We start from the raw sequence: 14,265 nt of genomic DNA on the forward strand, positions 1-14,265 counted from the left end.
GAAAGGAGAAAATGGTCATCCGCATCGCGCTCGCCCGCAAGCTGCTCGTCATTCTCAATGCAAAAGCACGCGATGCGCGAAACGAGTTCGCAAATGCAACTTGACACCTCAGATAGTCGCTCATCCGACCTCGCTTCGCGAGGCCACCTTCTCCCACAAGGGGAGAAGGAAGATTCGACGTCCGTGCTGACATTGACAATAGTTCAACACAAGTTGAACTTCCTTCTCCGCAGCCCTAGCTATGGGTGACCTGCCCATCCTTCCCACGATACGAGAGCCGACATGACCGAATACACCCCGCCGAAAGTTTGGACCTGGAACAAAGCCAATGGTGGCACCTTTGCCAGCATCAACCGCCCGATCGCCGGTCCGACGCATGACAAGGATTTGCCTGTCGGCAAGCATCCGCTGCAGCTTTATTCGCTGGCGACGCCGAACGGCGTCAAGGTGACGGTGATGCTGGAAGAGCTCCTTGCGCTTGGCCACAAGGGCGCCGAATACGACGCATGGCTGATCCGCATCAACGATGGCGACCAGTTCGGCAGCGGCTTTGTCGAGGTCAATCCCAATTCCAAGATTCCCGCGCTGATGGACCACAGCGGCAAGACGCCGGTGCGCGTTTTCGAATCCGGCTCGATCCTGGTCTATCTCGCCGAAAAGTTCGGTGCGTTCCTGCCGGCCGAACAGCCGGCCCGCGCCGAAGTCCTGTCCTGGTTGTTCTGGCAGATGGGCTCGGCCCCCTATCTCGGTGGCGGGTTCGGCCATTTCTATGCCTATGCGCCGGAAAAGTTCGAATATGCCATCGACCGTTTCTCGATGGAGGTGAAGCGTCAGATGGACGTTCTCGATCGCCGGCTGGCCGAGACCGAATATCTCGGCGGCAAGGATTACACCATCGCCGACATGGCGGTCTGGCCCTGGTATGGTGGGCTGGCGCTCGGCAGGATGTATAATGATTCCGGGGAGTTCTTGTCGGTGCAGGACTACAAGAACGTGCAGCGCTGGGCGAAAGCGATCGATGAACGCCCCGCGGTAAAGCGCGGCCGCATGGTCAACCGCGCCTTCGGCGAACCGGCCATGCAGTTGCACGAGCGCCATGATGCCAGCGACTTCGACACCAGGACGCAGGACAAGCTGGCCGCCGAGTAGATTTCAGGGTAGCTGTGCCCGACGTAAAAAAGCCCATCACCGACTTAAATCGGTGATGGGCTTTTTGCCTGATGCGTGAGACGGATCAGTGAAGGACTTCAACGATCTGACGGGTGTCGGGGTCCACCAGCACGGTCTGATCGTTGATCACCGCGACGCGGTACTTGACGTTGGGAACTTCACGCAGTTCGACCTTGTCCGGCACGGACGATCCGAGCTTGAGTTCGACGCCCAGAAGGTTCACCGACGCCAGCGGCTCCTTCTTGACGTATTCGCGAACGACGGTCTCCTGTTCCGGCTGGACCACGATGGTGTCCGCCAAAGCCGCGCCGACGCCGCCCAGCAGGACGATGGCAGCCGCGGCACTCGTGAGATAATGTTTCATGATAACCTCCATGATTGGTAATTGCTCCGCCTCAAGCAAAAACTCTCACGAAACTCGGAGGTTCCATCCCTATATGTGAAATGAATGTGGCATTCGACCAACAACATGCCACAATTTGTTGGATATTTAAGCGAAGCTATCAACGCTGATATGCTTCGCAGTCCGAAAAAACTTCTTCGATTTTCTGGAATGGCAAGACGTAAACGCTTTGCAAAGGCAAAGCAATGACACCACTCCACCTTAGTAACAGCTAACGCATGGCGAGGGGTGTCGTTCCCATGCTTACCTCGCCTTCCAAAAAAGGCCCACCCTGCCGGGAGCAGAGCGGGCCTTCAACGGACCGGTGCAGGTGGCGCCTCGCCGGCCACGGCAGGAAAACGCACGCATCGCAGCTTCGTTCCACCTTGGCCGCCGCGATTTGGCAGGGGTGGACAACGCTCGACAAACCGGTCAGCAAAGCCTCCAGATACCCTCCTGGCCAAGGAATGCGCTGCGGGGAGCGTCGTCCTGGGCGGAGCCAGGCCTCTTCGTTAGAACCGAACGCCGTCCCGATGTAGCGGCGGCACCTGGCTGACTCCATCCTGGCTTGTCACGGCGTCCTGTGCGCGCCCGTAGACAAGCCCCAGGACGAGCACGAAGTAGCCGACCTGCAGGACAACCAGAACCATCACTGTCCAGGCAAGCGCCTCCCAGAAGGAGCCGGTAGCCATATAGGTCCAGACCGCGACAAGCGTCGTGGTCGCCGACATGCCGACGAGAAATGGCCCAAAATACATCGCTCTTCAAGATCGCCGAACCGTCCCAGACCCGGCGACTCCCTGCCCAAACTCCGCACCCGCGCACAGGCTTTCATTATTTTAGCAACTACGCAAGTACGGGGTGTCCGGCTGGTCATCCACCTAGAAATTTGTTGCGCGCCGGTGCTGGCAGGAGCAGTTTGATGCTCACGGACCGGGGTAATCGGGAAAAAGAAGTCCGGTGGGGGATGGGGGAATGACACTCAAATTGATCGGGGCCGGTTTCGGCCGCACCGGCACATGGTCGACCTTTGCCGCGCTGAACAAGCTTGGCCTGCCCTGCTACCACATGCAGGAAGTGATCATGAACAAGGCCAACACCGGCCATCTCGATTTCTGGCGCAAGGTGGCCAACAGCCCGCCCGGTTCGCAGCAGGATTGGGACAAGGTGTTCGCCAACTACACCGCCACGGTCGACAATCCCGGCTGCTGCGTGTGGCGCGAACTGATGGTGGCCTACCCCGACGCCAAGGTGCTGCTGACATTGCACCCACGCGGCGCCGAGGCATGGTACGAAAGCACGATCGACACGATCTACTTCACCGAGAACCTGTGGCAGTTCAAGATCCTGGAATGGCTCACCCCGTTCGGCCGCAAGTTCGGCGACATGTCGCGCAAGCTGATCTGGGGCCGCACGCTGGCCGGCGTCATGGGCGACCGCGACAAGGCGGTGGCCCGCTACAACGCCTATGTCGACGAGGTTAAGGCGGCCGTGCCGCCGGAAAAGCTGCTGGTGTTCAAGGTCAGCGAAGGCTGGGGCCCGCTCTGCCATTTCCTCGACGTGGCGCAGCCGAACGAGCCCTTCCCCAACCTGAACGACCGCGAAACGATCAAGAAGATAATTCGCGACATCATCAAGGGCTCCTACATCATGCTGGGACTGACGGTAGCCGCCATCACGGCGGTGATCGCGGCATTGTGGTGGTGGCCACGGCAAGCCCAGGCGCGCCTGCCTGCATCGAGCAGGTCGAGTTTTTCGCTGCCGAAACAAACGACCTCAACGACCGCCGGCTTTCGGTCCGGCACTGATTGCCAACGGCTCTCGCGGCAATTTTGCGCTTGCCTTTCCTGGCGGCGGTCGCCGGTCGATGGCTGTCGGAACAGGCTTTTTGCCCCTTCTCGAGCTGACGTCGAGACAGGATCATTATATATCAATTGGATAAAACAGCGGAACGTCCAATGGACATTGCCGGAACCGAACAAGGCCCCCCGGACCTTTGCGCGTACCACCCAAGACCTTGGTCCTACAAGGAAAACCGCACGGTTCGATTCACGGCGCGGTAACACGCCGTGGCCGTCACTTCAGAGGCGTCAGCACCTTGCTCCGGCGATAAACCGTCCGCCCTCGGCTTGCCGGGCCAATGCTGCAAAGGCGAAGAGGTTGTTCTCTCGTCGACGCCCGTCGGGTGGTTGCCGACCATGCCCGGTCAGGATGCCGGACCTTGCAACCTTTGCCTATTCCGCTTTCGCGGAAGTTTCAGCCGTCATGCAATGTGCGATGATGTTATTGCGGCGGTACGAGCCGCCCTGGCTGGCGCGGGCGCCGAGCACACCCCAACAATGCGCCCCCCCGTCCGTGTCGGCCAGGCGCTCGGCGCGTTCAGCATTCCGATTGCGTGGGCGCAACATCTCCACTCACTCCGGCGCACCCGCAAACAGCACGACGCCGTCGCCCCCGGTGGCCGGCCAATCCCTGATTGTGCGGTCGTAGCCGCCGGTCAGCACCGTGCCGTCGGCGGCGAAGGCCACCGCGTAGATCGGCCCGGTCTGGCTGTCGAACATGGCGATCTGGTTGCCGCTCTCGATGTCCCACAGCCTTGCGGTGCCGTCGAGCGAGGCCGACAGCAGGCGCTTGCCGTCCGCTGACAACGCCAGTGCGTAGACCGTACCCTCGTGGCCCTCGAAGCGCTTCACCTCGCGGCCGCTGTCGAGATCCCAGACCTTGATCGTCAGGTCGCCGCTGCCGGTGATCAGGTGATGCCCGTCGGCTGTGAACACGGCGCCATAAGTGCCTTGCTCATGGCCGTGCCAGCTGCGCAGCTGCTTGCCGCTTTCGATGTCCCAGAGTTTCAGCGTCCCGTCGATGCTGCCCGACAGGGCCTGCCTGCCATCGGGCGAGACTACGACCGCGCTGATCGACCACTCATGGCCGGTCAGCACATGCTGCGCGGAGCCGTTGACGAGGTCCCAGATGATGACGTTGCCGGTGTCGTGCCCGCTGACGGCGTGCTTGCCGTCCGGGCTGATCGCCAGCTTGTTGACGCCGCCGTTCTGGCCGGATTGGAAGACGTGCAGGACCGCGCCGTCGGCGAGTTTTCGCTGCACGATCTCGCCGTCGTCCCCGGCCGTCAGGGCGCTGATGCCGTCGGGCATGTAGAGCGCGGTGCGCGCCATGTCCTTGTGCACGCCGAGATTGCGGATCAGGTGCTTGCCGCCGATATCCCAGAGCTTGATCGTGCGGTCGGTGCTGGCGCTCATGATCGAACGCCCGTCCGGCGCTACGGCCAGCCAGACGACGGCATCACGATGGCCTTCGGGCAGTGTGGGCAGCGGCGGTGGCGCCGGCGGCGGCGGCGCCACCGTGGCCGGCGGAATGAGCGCGACCTCAGGCGGCGCCGGCACGACCGGCGCCGGCGAAACAGGCGGCACGACCACGGGCGGAGCTGGTTGCACCGATACGGTTGGTGGGTTTGCCGCGGCCGGGGGGGCTGGCGGCGGGGCCGGCGCTGGCGGCTCGGGCTTTGGCGCGGGAACCACGGGCGGCGCGCTGGCGACGTCCTGGCCACCCTCATGCGGCCGCCACGAGTTGAACTGGTCACCGAGCATCGCCAGCACGACAACCACCGGCAGCACCAGGAAGGCCCGGCGCAGGCCCGGACGGCCTGCCGGTTCCACCTCGGCATCCCTGCCGAACAGCGGCACTCCGGCCGCATGCACGGGCCGGCCCGGCAACTGGCCCGCCAGAAACAGCAGCGCACCGATGAAACAGGCAAGTGCGGCCACCGAATAGGCCGCCAGACGCGGCGCGGCCGCGTCCAACCCGGCAAAGCCGTGCCCGGCAAGGGTATCGATCAGCGGATAGACCCCGGCCAGACAGGCAACCGCGACCACGGCCAGGACGAGCCCCAGCACCCTGTCAGCCAACCTGTTCATCGCGCTTCCCCTCGCCGGCCCTTGGACCAGACTATCAGCGTCACGGGCACATCGCAAAATGCCGCCCGTGCTCGCGGAAGACGGACGCAGACACTGCGGCATGAAGAATATCCGCGGCGGCCCTGCTCGAGAAATCAGCTTGAGGTCGATCGCGCCGCCGCAGCCACGGTCTCCGGTTCGATCAAACGACGCCGATAAAGGCTAGTGTCCAATTTACCACGGTCGCCGCCGATATGGACTAAGCTATCCCGGGCGAAATATTGACAGCAGGCGGAGTTATGACACACTCCGCCCGGGATATAGTGGAGAGCTTGCATCATGAAGAAGATTTATGAACGGCCCATTCTGATCCGGAAGGGCAATCTGAAATCGATCACAGCCTCGGTCAACGGCCCGATCGTGATCTCGATCACCAAGTAATCAGCCGGCCAGCACGAGGTCGTCAACGACCATTTGCCAGGAGTGTTTTGCCGAAAGGCGGACACGGGTGACTTCCCCGAGCATCGGCGCGTAGTGGAGCGGTGTCAGCGCCGACAGCACCACTTTATCGCTGGCGACCAACTGCTCACCCCGCCAGCTTTCGATCAGCGCCGTTTCCCCTTCCGCCTTCAGCCACGCAACGCTGAGCAACACCGAGTGGAAGGCGAATGGCGTCTCACGGCTGAACTCGGCCGGATAGCCGCTGCTGGTATAGGCCACGTGGTCGCCAGAGACATTTCCGTTGACATAGCCCTCGCTGTCCTTGGTGTGATCCTTCGCCATGGCGTTCAGGTTGCGCCACTCCAGCCCCGCATGGCCGCACGGGATCTTGCGGAAGCCGCGCTGGGTGACGTCATCGAAGCCGATCGTGCGCAGCGCCGCCCCGTCGGCCAGGGCTCGGGGTAAAAGCAGGCCGAGATCGGCCGGATAAGGCGACAGCGCCAGCCGGCGATCGAGCCCGCCACCGGTGATCACAATGGTGTCGGCTTCTTCGGCAAGCTCGAAGCGGAAGGCCGAGGCCGGGGCCAGCGTCCGGCACTCCAGCACCTGCCCGTTCGCCATCACCGACAGCGTCGCGCTGCCGCCCGCCGCCATCCTGCCGGCCAGGCTGCGCACCGGCGCCAGCCCGACCGGCCGTGGCAGGTCCCGCGACACCAGCCCGGTGGGCGAGCCGGGCGCCAAATGGAACTCCATCGACTGCGTCTCGTTGGCGCTGGGCGAGCGCCAGCCCGGCGGCAGCGAAACCGAGAACCGGTAGGCGCCGGGCAAGCGGAGTGCAGCCTTCACCGCCGACGTCGACATGGTGAAATTGGCATAACCGGCATTGTTGGTCCTCGATGACGCGACGAAGCCGCCTTGTCCGTCGAACAGCCGCACCATGATGCCGGCCATCGGCCGGTCGGCCACGCCGTAGCGGCCGTCGCGGTCGACATCGAAATAGACGAAGGACGAGTAGTTGATCGTCCCGGTGCTGCGGCTCCAGTCGGTGCGAATGGCGTAGTCGTTGGCAGGATCGGCCCGGCGCAGCGCGCGGCGGCGGACACGCGCTTTGCGCAACAGCCGGATGACGGCGACGGCGGCGGCAATGATCGCGAGCGCTGCGAGAAGGATTCCGATGAGGCCGAGGTCACTCATGGCGGACAGGCTTCGATGATGGCCGCTCGCCGTTTTCACGAATGCAATGCATCAGCCGGCCCCCTCGCTGCGCTGCCAGCTTAGCGCGAGAAATGACCTGCGGAAAAGGGCTGCATGCGCCGCTGATGATGAGCGGGCGCGAGATCCCTCACCCCAATTCCACCCAGACCGGCGCATGGTCGCTGGCGCCGTCCTGCCCGCGCACGTCGCGGTCTATCCCCGCCCCCTTCAGCCGGCGCACGAGCGTCTTCGACAACAGGATATGATCGAGCCGCAGGCCGGCGTCGCGCGGCCAGCGGTTCCGGCGGTAATCCCAGAAGGTGTAGAGCGTCTCCTTCGGGTATTTCTTGCGCAACGCGTCGGTCCAGCCTTGGTCGAGCAGCGCGGCGAAGGCGGCGCGGCTTTCCGGTTGCACCAGCGCATTGTCGTCATAGGAGCGAGTGGCGTAGATGTCGCGCGGCTCGGGCACGATGTTGTAGTCGCCGGCCAGCACCACCGGCAGGCCGGTGTCGAAGAGTTGTGCCGCATGCGCCCCCAGCCGCGCGTGCCAGGCGAGCTTGTAGGCGAATTTCGGCCCCGGTTGCGGATTGCCGTTCGGCGCATAGAGGCAGGCGATGACGATACCGTCGACCGCCGCCTCGATGTAGCGGCTCTGGCGGTCGGCATCGTCGCCCGGCAACGCGTCGCGGGTCAGCACGGGTTCGGCACCGCGCGCCAGGATCGCGACGCCGTTCCAGGTCGGCTCGCCCTTCCACACCGCGCCGTAGCCGGCATTGGCGAGGCTTGTCAGCGGAAACTGCGTGTCGCGCGCCTTCAATTCCTGAAGGCACACGACATCGGGTTTTGCGCTGGCGAGCCAGGCCAGGAGGTTGTCCAGCCGGCTGTTGATGTTGTTGATGTTGAACGAGGCGATCTTCATTGGTGGACGCCGCTGGCGCCCCGCACTTCGTCATCCTCGGGCTTGCCCCGAGGATCCATGCCGTGACGTCTGGCGTAGCATGCGACGGGCCGGAGTTCTGCTCCGTGGCGGCTCTCGAAAGTCACGGCATGGATCCTAGGGTCTGCACGCGTCGCTTCGCTCCTTGCTTCGCCCTAGGATGACGAAACCGAGGGCTGCGCCACCCACGCCTTCACCCTCTCGGCAAGCGTCTTCAGATGATCCGCCGTCGAGAAACCCGACACGCTTTTGCGCGGCTTGAGATCATGGTCGCCATCCTCCAGCCAGATCACTTCGATGGCATCGGAAAGGCCATAACCGGCCACCTCGTCCCGGGTGCCGAATTCGTCGCGCGTGCCCTGAAATATCAGCGTCGGCGTCTTCAGCCCGGTGAGATGTTTGGTGCGCAGCTGCTCAGGCTTGCCGGGCGGATGGAAGGGATAGCCAAGGCAGACCAGACCCAAAATCTCACCCTTGGCGAACATCTCGTCGGCGACCATCGAGGCGACGCGCCCACCCATCGACTTGCCACCGATGATGAGTTTCCCGGTCACGCCCTTGGCCCTGAGATCGGCGATCGCCTTGATGTATTCAGGGTTCACCGTCTCGGCGCGCGGCGGCGGCTTGCGCTGGCCGTAGCGGCGCGCCGCCATGTAGTGGAACTCGAAGCGCGCCACCTGGAAGCCCACGGCGGCGAGTGCCTTGGCGGTGGCGGTCATCGAGGGAGAGTCCATCGAGGCGCCCGCGCCATGCGCAAGCAGGATGGTGACGGGGGCGGTGTCGTGGCCATCGAAGAGGAAGGTGGTCATTATGCTCCTCGCGCGGCGCTAACGCTGCCAATCTCCCCCCTCGTGGGGGAGATGCCCGGCAGGGCAGAGGGGGGCGCGAAGGAATGCCAGCCTTCGGTCAAATCTCTCTGGAATGCGACGGTCTGAAATGAGTGGATCCGCCGGCGGGACAGCGCCCCCCTCTGTCCTGCCGGACATCTCCCCCACAAGTGGGGAGATCGGCTGTCATCGCGGCTTTCGCCAATCATCGTCACCCCGCCGACTGCGCCAATTGCATATCCACGAATTGCACGCCCCTGGCCGCCACCCCAGCCCATTCGGACTGGCTGTCCAGCTCCAGATAGCGCACCCAGAGCCGCCGCGCCTCCAGCAGATTGCCGGCATCAAACTCCAGCCGCGCCAAATTGAACACCGGGTCGGCATAAGTCCTGTCGAGCGCGATCGCTTTCTGCAGGTGCCTTCGCGCCGAGGCGTCGCGGCCTTGCTCGCTCATCAGCCCGGCAAGGTTGAACCAGGCTTCGACGAAGGCCGGATCGAGTTTTATCGCCCTGGCATAATCGTGCGCGGCTTCAGCCGCGCGCCCGGACCCGCGCAAACAATTGGCGCGGTTGAAGGCGGCGATGGCGTCGGTTGGATCGATGGCAAGGCAGCGCTGGTAAAGTGCGGCGGCGCCATCGTGGTCGCCGCCCTCCTCCGCCGCTTCCGCCTCAGTGAACAGGTCTTCCAGCGTGTCGTCGCCTCGTGTGGCGGCACCCAGATCGAACAGCAACTGGCCGTCGAGCTCGCTCTGGCCGCCTTCGAGATAGATCGCGTCCGCGCGCCCATGCTGCGAGCCGACATTGAGCGACTTGGCGGTGAGCGAGGCGACCGGGCCGGAGCGGTGCACCGAGCGCGCGATCGCGCCCCAGGTCGCGCCGCCGGCGACCAGCCCGGCATATTTGCGCGCCAGGATCAGATCGCGGAAGGAATAGGGCTCGCCATCATGCTCGAAGGCATCGAACAGGCTGAGCCGGTCGAGATCGGCGCCGGACAGCCTCGACTGGTCGATCAGCGATTGGCGCGACAGCGAAGACGCCTCGGGCGCCTTCATCAGCCCGAGCAGTCGCAGGAAACCGTTCTCGCTGAGAAGCATGCGCCCGGCCGCGCGCTCGGCGACGACGCGGCGCTCAATCTCGGCATCGCCGTTTTTCGTCAGCCCTGCCTTGGCCAACAAGGTCCGGCCGAACACGACATGCGTGGTACGCCGGGTGACGCCGCGCCTGAGCTGGCCGTGCTGGCGCTCCACCTCGCGCGCGGCGAGCCTGAGCGGAAACGCCGCCAGCGCGCCGATCGTGCCGAAGACAGCGCCCGCAACGGCCGGTGCCGTCATTTCTTGCTCTTGCCGACCGCCTTGAGCAGGTTGGCCTTGAGCGGATTTTCAGGAGCAGCACCGCCCGCTGCCGCCTTCTTAGCAGCGGGTTTGGCCGCCACTTCGTCGGCCTTGCTCTTCGACTTGGCCGGCGGCTTCGACTGCGACAGGCTGGCCTTCAGCGCATCCATCAGGTTGATGACATTGCCGCGCTCCGGTGCCGCCGCGATGATCGGCTTGTGGCCCTTCAGCTTCTCGCGGATCATCGTCATCAGCGCGACCTCGTAGCGGTCCTCGTAATTCTTCGGATCGAAGGTGGTTCCCTTCTGCTTGATCAGCGCTTCGGCAAGCTGCAGCATTTCCGGATCAGGCTTGCCGGCCGGAATGTTGCCGAAATATTCAGCCGTGCCACGCACTTCGTTGGGGTTCCTCAACGTGCACACGAACATGCCGTTCTCGCGCGCGCCGATCGTCACCACGCGCTCGCGGCTGGACAGCACCAGCCGGGCGATGGCGAGCTTGCCGGATTTGCGCATGGCCTCGCGCAGCACAGCGAAGGTTTCCTCCGCCATGGCCCCGTCCGGCGCCATGTAATAGGGCGCGTCCTGGTAGATGACGTCGACCTCGTCCTCGTCGACGAAGGCCTCGATGTTCATCGTATGGTTGGATTCGATGCGCACCGCGTCGAGGTCGGCATCATCGATGATGATGTACTGCTTGTCCTCGTACTCATAGCCCTTGACCAGATCCGCGCGCTCGACGAGTCCCAGCTCGGGATCGACCGGCTTCATGTTGATGCGGTTGTGGGTCTTCTTGTGCAGTTGGTTGAACGAGATGCGTTCGCTGGCGCTGGTGGCGGGGTATAGCCGCACCGGACAGCTGACGAGACTGAGCTTGAGGTAACCCTTCCAACTTGCCCTGGGCGCCATGATGAACTCCTACGCGGCCATGCGCTGACATTTTAGCTTGAGCATGATCTTATCCGAAAACCGGTTCCCACTTTTCGGGATCATGCTCTCTGCAGCGTTTTTCGTCCGAAGGACGATCGACGCCGAGGAAATCCTACACCGACCCCCGCACAATACCGGCAAATCCCTGACGAAACCTTCCGGCGCGTTTTGGGTCACGGGAAGAGAATAATTCAAATTGTCGGAAGCGTCGATGGAGATGGAACTGAGAGGACTTGGTGCTTCGTCATCCTAGGGCGGAGCAGTCGCGAAGCGACGTCGCGAAGACCCTAGGATGACGAAGTGTAGGGATTGCGCCGACGCTTCCGGCTTACACATGGCCAAACACCGGCAAATCCCTGGCAAACTCATCGATCTCCGCCCACGGATCGCCCGACGTCTCCAGCAACCCAGGCAGCGAGGCATAATTCAAATCCTGCGGCGCATCGATCGCCTCCAGGTCGCTCCAGCTCACCGGCGTCGAGGCCGGCAGATTGGTGCGCGCTCGCAGCGAGTATGGCGCCGCCGAGGTGTGGCCGCGCGCGTTGCGGTGATAGTCGATGAAGATGCGCCGCTTGCGGTTTTCCTTGCCCATGGTGGTGGTGAAGGTGTCGGGCGCGGTCGCCGCCAGATGCGTTGATATGGCGCTGGTTGCCTGGTGCAGCTTCTTCCAGTTCTGCTTGCCCGTCACCGGAACCGTGATGTGGATGCCGCTGCCGCCGGAAGTCTTGGCAAACGGCACCAGCCCCAGTCCCTCCAGCTCGCCCTTGATGTGGACGGCGGCCTCGACCACCTCGCGCCAGGAAATCCCCTCGCCCGGGTCGAGGTCGAAGACGATCTGGTCGGGCTTGTCGAGGCTGGTGCGGTGCGTGCCCCAGGTGTGGAATTCGACGACGCCGAACTGCGCCAGCGCCAGATAGCCTTTCGCGCCCTCGACCGAGAGATAGGACTTGGTCTCTCCCTCGGAATTGGTCGCCTGGAACGTCACCACCGAAGGCGGCATGCCGGTGAAGGCGTGGCGCTGGAAGAAGCAGTCCTTGGGCAGGCCGGTCGGGCAGCGCACCAGCGACACCGGGCGGCCAAGGATGTGCGGCAGCATGAAATCGCCGACCAGCGCGTAATAGACGGCGATGTCGAGCTTGGTCGGGCCGGTCTTGCCGAACAGACGCCGCGTCGGATTGGTCACCCAGATGGTCGCCAGATCGGCCTCCGAGATCAGGCGCTTGCGCTTGGTCGACACCGGCGTCGACAGGCCGACATCCCTGAGGCCGCGAAACACGCCATGGCGCAGCGCATTGTCCGCCGTGCGGTTGGCATAGTGGACGCGCGCCGAGAACAACGGTTTCACCCAGTGCATCTCGCGCATGATTTCGCGCGGCGCCCCTTCGGGCACCGAGGCGCCTGATGTCAGCGGCTCCAGCCGCGCCAGGAGATCGGCGGCCGTCGCGCGGTCGAAGCCAGTGCCGACCTTGCCGCGATAGTGCAGTTCGCCATCCTCCCATTCGGCCATGCCAAGAGCTGCCAGCCCTTCCGCCGCGTCGGAGACGGTGTAGCCGGCAATGACGAAGTCTTCGCTCTTCAGCGCCTTGGTCTTGGTCCAGCTCTTGGTGCGGCCGCTCTGGTAGATGGCGGTCGCCCGTTTCGAGACGACGCCTTCCAGCCCCATATCCGAAGCTTGATCAAAAAGCCCCTGCCCCGAACCCTCGACATGGTCGGAAAACTGGATGGCGGAATTGGCGCCGAGCCCGCCAAGCAGTTCGGCCAGCAGCGCCTTGCGCCGGATGAGCGGCACCTTCATCAGGTCCCAGCCGTCGAGATGCAGCAGATCGAAGGCATAGAGATGCAGCTTGCTGCCGGCGCCACTCGCCAGCGCGTCCTGCAGCAGCGCGAAGCGGGAAATGCCCTTGGCGTCGAGCACGACGATCTCGCCGTCGATGATCGCCTCGCGGCACGGCAGCTTGGCGAACGCACCGGCCAGGTCGCCATAGCGCTTCGTCCAGTCGATGCCGCCACGGGTGATCAACCGCACCTCCCCATTGGCGACATGCGCCATGGTGCGGTAGCCGTCGAATTTGATCTCGTGCAGCCACAGCTCGTTCGTATTCTCGGCAGGGCTTTCGCCGCCCGGCGGCTTCGGCACCTGGGTCGCCAGTTGCGGCTCGATCCGGCTGAGCGCCGGCGCCTTGGCCGCGCCGGGCAGGCCGCCCGGCTTCAGCGAACCAGGCTTTGGCGCGGACTTCGCGACCGGCTTCGGCGGTGCCACCAACTCCTCGATGCGCAATCCGGATTTGACGCTGTCCGGCCGCGCTTCGAGAATGTCCAACGCCGTGTCGGCGGCGAGGTCGCGCTCCTTGAACAAGAGCCAGTTCTTCTTGGTCTCGTCCTCGCCGGGCTTGGGCTTCAGCCGGGTCAGCATCCAGCCGCCATTGAGCTTTTCGCCGGCCAGCCGGAACTTGAAGGCGCCGGTGCGCAGGCTTTTGTCGACATCGTCCATCGGCGCCCAGCTGCCGGTATCCCAGACGATCATCGGCCCGCCGCCATATTCGCCCTCGGGGATGACGCCCTCGAAATCGATATATTCGAGCGGATGGTCCTCGGTCTCCACCGCCAGTCTTTTGTCGGCCGGGTTGAGCGAAGGCCCGCGCGGCACCGCCCAGCTTTTCAGGACATCGCCGACCTGGAGGCGCAGATCGTAATGATCCGCCGTGGCGTGGTGCTTGTGGACGACGAAGCGATTGCCGTCGCCGACGATCAGGCCGCCGGCGGGTTCCGGCGTCTTGGAGAATTCGCGCTTGGCGCGGTAGGTCTTGAGCTTGGGAGGGCTGGCCATCGGTCAGAGATCGAAGCGCGTGGCAACAGCAAACAAGCGTCTCAATCGTCAATCGCCGGCGTCAGCTCAAGCTCGGCCGGCGACAGCCCCTGCTGCAACTGGCTCAAGCGGAATTCGTCGACCCAATAGGCCTCGCCGTCGACCAGCACGCGCGCACTGTAGGTGCCGCCCGAGAAACTCTGCGCGGTGATGTAGACCTTGTGGCGGTCGAGCGCCTTGCGCACCGCGGCGCGCTTGGAGTTCTGGCTGTTCACGGCAGTGGACATGCGCTTCGCCCTCGGTCGCCTGACACGGAACTCGGCCGCTCTTGGCCGCCC

At 64.0% G+C, this 14,265-nt stretch carries 13 protein-coding genes and 1 pseudogene; 4 read left to right on the top strand and 10 right to left on the bottom strand.

The window, feature by feature from the left end; translation table 11 throughout:
- A pseudogene (locus tag EN851_RS37940) lies at window positions 1-104 on the top strand (IS110 family transposase); the annotation flags it as partial.
- A gap of 178 nt (window positions 105-282) precedes the next feature.
- Complete coding sequence (yghU, locus tag EN851_RS32305; protein ID WP_127870246.1) at window positions 283-1,149, top strand: glutathione-dependent disulfide-bond oxidoreductase; 867 nt, start codon at window positions 283-285, stop codon at window positions 1,147-1,149.
- Between the two features lie 85 nt (window positions 1,150-1,234).
- Here yghU and EN851_RS32310 read toward each other — a convergent pair whose 3' ends face one another.
- On the bottom strand, window positions 1,235-1,534 hold the full coding sequence (locus EN851_RS32310; RefSeq protein ID WP_127870245.1) for a DUF1236 domain-containing protein: 300 nt from the start codon (window positions 1,532-1,534) through the stop codon (window positions 1,235-1,237).
- 530 nt (window positions 1,535-2,064) lie between these two features.
- Window positions 2,065-2,310 (bottom strand): exopolysaccharide production repressor protein, encoded by a 246-nt coding sequence (locus tag EN851_RS32315; protein WP_135930861.1) that lies wholly within the window; start codon window positions 2,308-2,310, stop codon window positions 2,065-2,067.
- A gap of 217 nt (window positions 2,311-2,527) precedes the next feature.
- Between EN851_RS32315 and EN851_RS37465 the strand changes: the two genes are divergently transcribed.
- A complete protein-coding gene (locus EN851_RS37465) occupies window positions 2,528-4,042 on the top strand; it encodes a sulfotransferase family protein (RefSeq protein ID WP_245520864.1) in 1,515 nt (504 codons plus the stop codon).
- Here the strand turns inward: EN851_RS37465 and EN851_RS32325 are convergent.
- Window positions 3,967-5,484 carry a WD40 repeat domain-containing protein gene (locus EN851_RS32325; RefSeq protein WP_135930862.1) on the bottom strand — a complete coding sequence of 506 codons (1,518 nt, stop codon included), beginning with the start codon at window positions 5,482-5,484 and terminating at the stop codon, window positions 3,967-3,969. The genes EN851_RS37465 and EN851_RS32325 overlap by 76 nt on opposite strands.
- Before the next feature lie 318 nt (window positions 5,485-5,802).
- On the opposite strand from EN851_RS32325, the gene EN851_RS36565 reads away from it, so the two are divergent.
- Window positions 5,803-5,904, top strand: a complete 102-nt coding sequence (locus EN851_RS36565) for a putative RiPP precursor (protein WP_189521988.1) — start codon at window positions 5,803-5,805, stop codon at window positions 5,902-5,904.
- Here the strand turns inward: EN851_RS36565 and EN851_RS32330 are convergent, their stop codons facing one another.
- From EN851_RS32330 to EN851_RS32360, 7 genes are all read right to left on the bottom strand, one after another.
- A complete protein-coding gene (locus tag EN851_RS32330) occupies window positions 5,905-7,098 on the bottom strand; it encodes a hypothetical protein (RefSeq protein WP_135930863.1) in 1,194 nt (397 codons plus the stop codon).
- A gap of 148 nt (window positions 7,099-7,246) precedes the next feature.
- The gene (locus tag EN851_RS32335; protein WP_135916493.1) at window positions 7,247-8,017 is read right to left on the bottom strand and encodes an exodeoxyribonuclease III; all 771 of its coding nucleotides are present in this window, start codon (window positions 8,015-8,017) and stop codon (window positions 7,247-7,249) included.
- A 173-nt stretch (window positions 8,018-8,190) separates the two neighbouring features.
- Entirely contained in the window at window positions 8,191-8,844 is a 654-nt protein-coding gene (locus EN851_RS32340) for an alpha/beta family hydrolase (RefSeq protein WP_135930864.1), read from the bottom strand.
- Between the two features lie 229 nt (window positions 8,845-9,073).
- Entirely contained in the window at window positions 9,074-10,192 is a 1,119-nt protein-coding gene (locus EN851_RS32345; RefSeq protein WP_135930865.1) for a tetratricopeptide repeat protein, read from the bottom strand.
- Window positions 10,189-11,100, bottom strand: coding sequence for a Ku protein (locus EN851_RS32350; protein ID WP_135930866.1), 912 nt, complete (start codon window positions 11,098-11,100; stop codon window positions 10,189-10,191). The genes EN851_RS32345 and EN851_RS32350 overlap by 4 nt, the downstream gene beginning before the upstream one ends.
- A 349-nt stretch (window positions 11,101-11,449) precedes the next feature.
- On the bottom strand, window positions 11,450-13,948 hold the full coding sequence (gene ligD / locus EN851_RS32355; protein WP_135930867.1) for a DNA ligase D: 2,499 nt from the start codon (window positions 13,946-13,948) through the stop codon (window positions 11,450-11,452).
- A 41-nt stretch (window positions 13,949-13,989) separates the two neighbouring features.
- Window positions 13,990-14,214 (bottom strand): hypothetical protein, encoded by a 225-nt coding sequence (locus EN851_RS32360; RefSeq protein WP_127278490.1) that lies wholly within the window; start codon window positions 14,212-14,214, stop codon window positions 13,990-13,992.
- Window positions 14,215-14,265 lie beyond the last annotated feature (51 nt).

The organism is Mesorhizobium sp. M8A.F.Ca.ET.208.01.1.1, assembly GCF_004791315.1.
Taxonomy (GTDB): domain Bacteria; phylum Pseudomonadota; class Alphaproteobacteria; order Rhizobiales; family Rhizobiaceae; genus Mesorhizobium.

Excerpts from the sequence above, each read along its gene's own strand:
- EN851_RS32360 (WP_127278490.1), bottom strand. The coding sequence starts at position 14,214 with ATGTCCACTGCCGTGAACAGCCAGAACTCCAAGCGCGCCGCGGTGCGC.
- EN851_RS37465 (WP_245520864.1), top strand. The coding sequence starts at position 2,528 with ATGACACTCAAATTGATCGGGGCCGGTTTCGGCCGCACCGGCACATGG.
- EN851_RS32310 (WP_127870245.1), bottom strand. The coding sequence starts at position 1,534 with ATGAAACATTATCTCACGAGTGCCGCGGCTGCCATCGTCCTGCTGGGC.
- EN851_RS32350 (WP_135930866.1), bottom strand. The coding sequence starts at position 11,100 with ATGGCGCCCAGGGCAAGTTGGAAGGGTTACCTCAAGCTCAGTCTCGTC.
- ligD (WP_135930867.1), bottom strand. The coding sequence starts at position 13,948 with ATGGCCAGCCCTCCCAAGCTCAAGACCTACCGCGCCAAGCGCGAATTC.
- yghU (WP_127870246.1), top strand. The coding sequence starts at position 283 with ATGACCGAATACACCCCGCCGAAAGTTTGGACCTGGAACAAAGCCAAT.
- EN851_RS32340 (WP_135930864.1), bottom strand. The coding sequence starts at position 8,844 with ATGACCACCTTCCTCTTCGATGGCCACGACACCGCCCCCGTCACCATC.
- EN851_RS32335 (WP_135916493.1), bottom strand. The coding sequence starts at position 8,017 with ATGAAGATCGCCTCGTTCAACATCAACAACATCAACAGCCGGCTGGAC.
- EN851_RS32325 (WP_135930862.1), bottom strand. The coding sequence starts at position 5,484 with ATGAACAGGTTGGCTGACAGGGTGCTGGGGCTCGTCCTGGCCGTGGTC.
- EN851_RS32315 (WP_135930861.1), bottom strand. The coding sequence starts at position 2,310 with ATGTATTTTGGGCCATTTCTCGTCGGCATGTCGGCGACCACGACGCTT.
- EN851_RS32330 (WP_135930863.1), bottom strand. The coding sequence starts at position 7,098 with ATGAGTGACCTCGGCCTCATCGGAATCCTTCTCGCAGCGCTCGCGATC.
- EN851_RS32345 (WP_135930865.1), bottom strand. The coding sequence starts at position 10,192 with ATGACGGCACCGGCCGTTGCGGGCGCTGTCTTCGGCACGATCGGCGCG.
- EN851_RS36565 (WP_189521988.1), top strand. The coding sequence starts at position 5,803 with ATGAAGAAGATTTATGAACGGCCCATTCTGATCCGGAAGGGCAATCTG.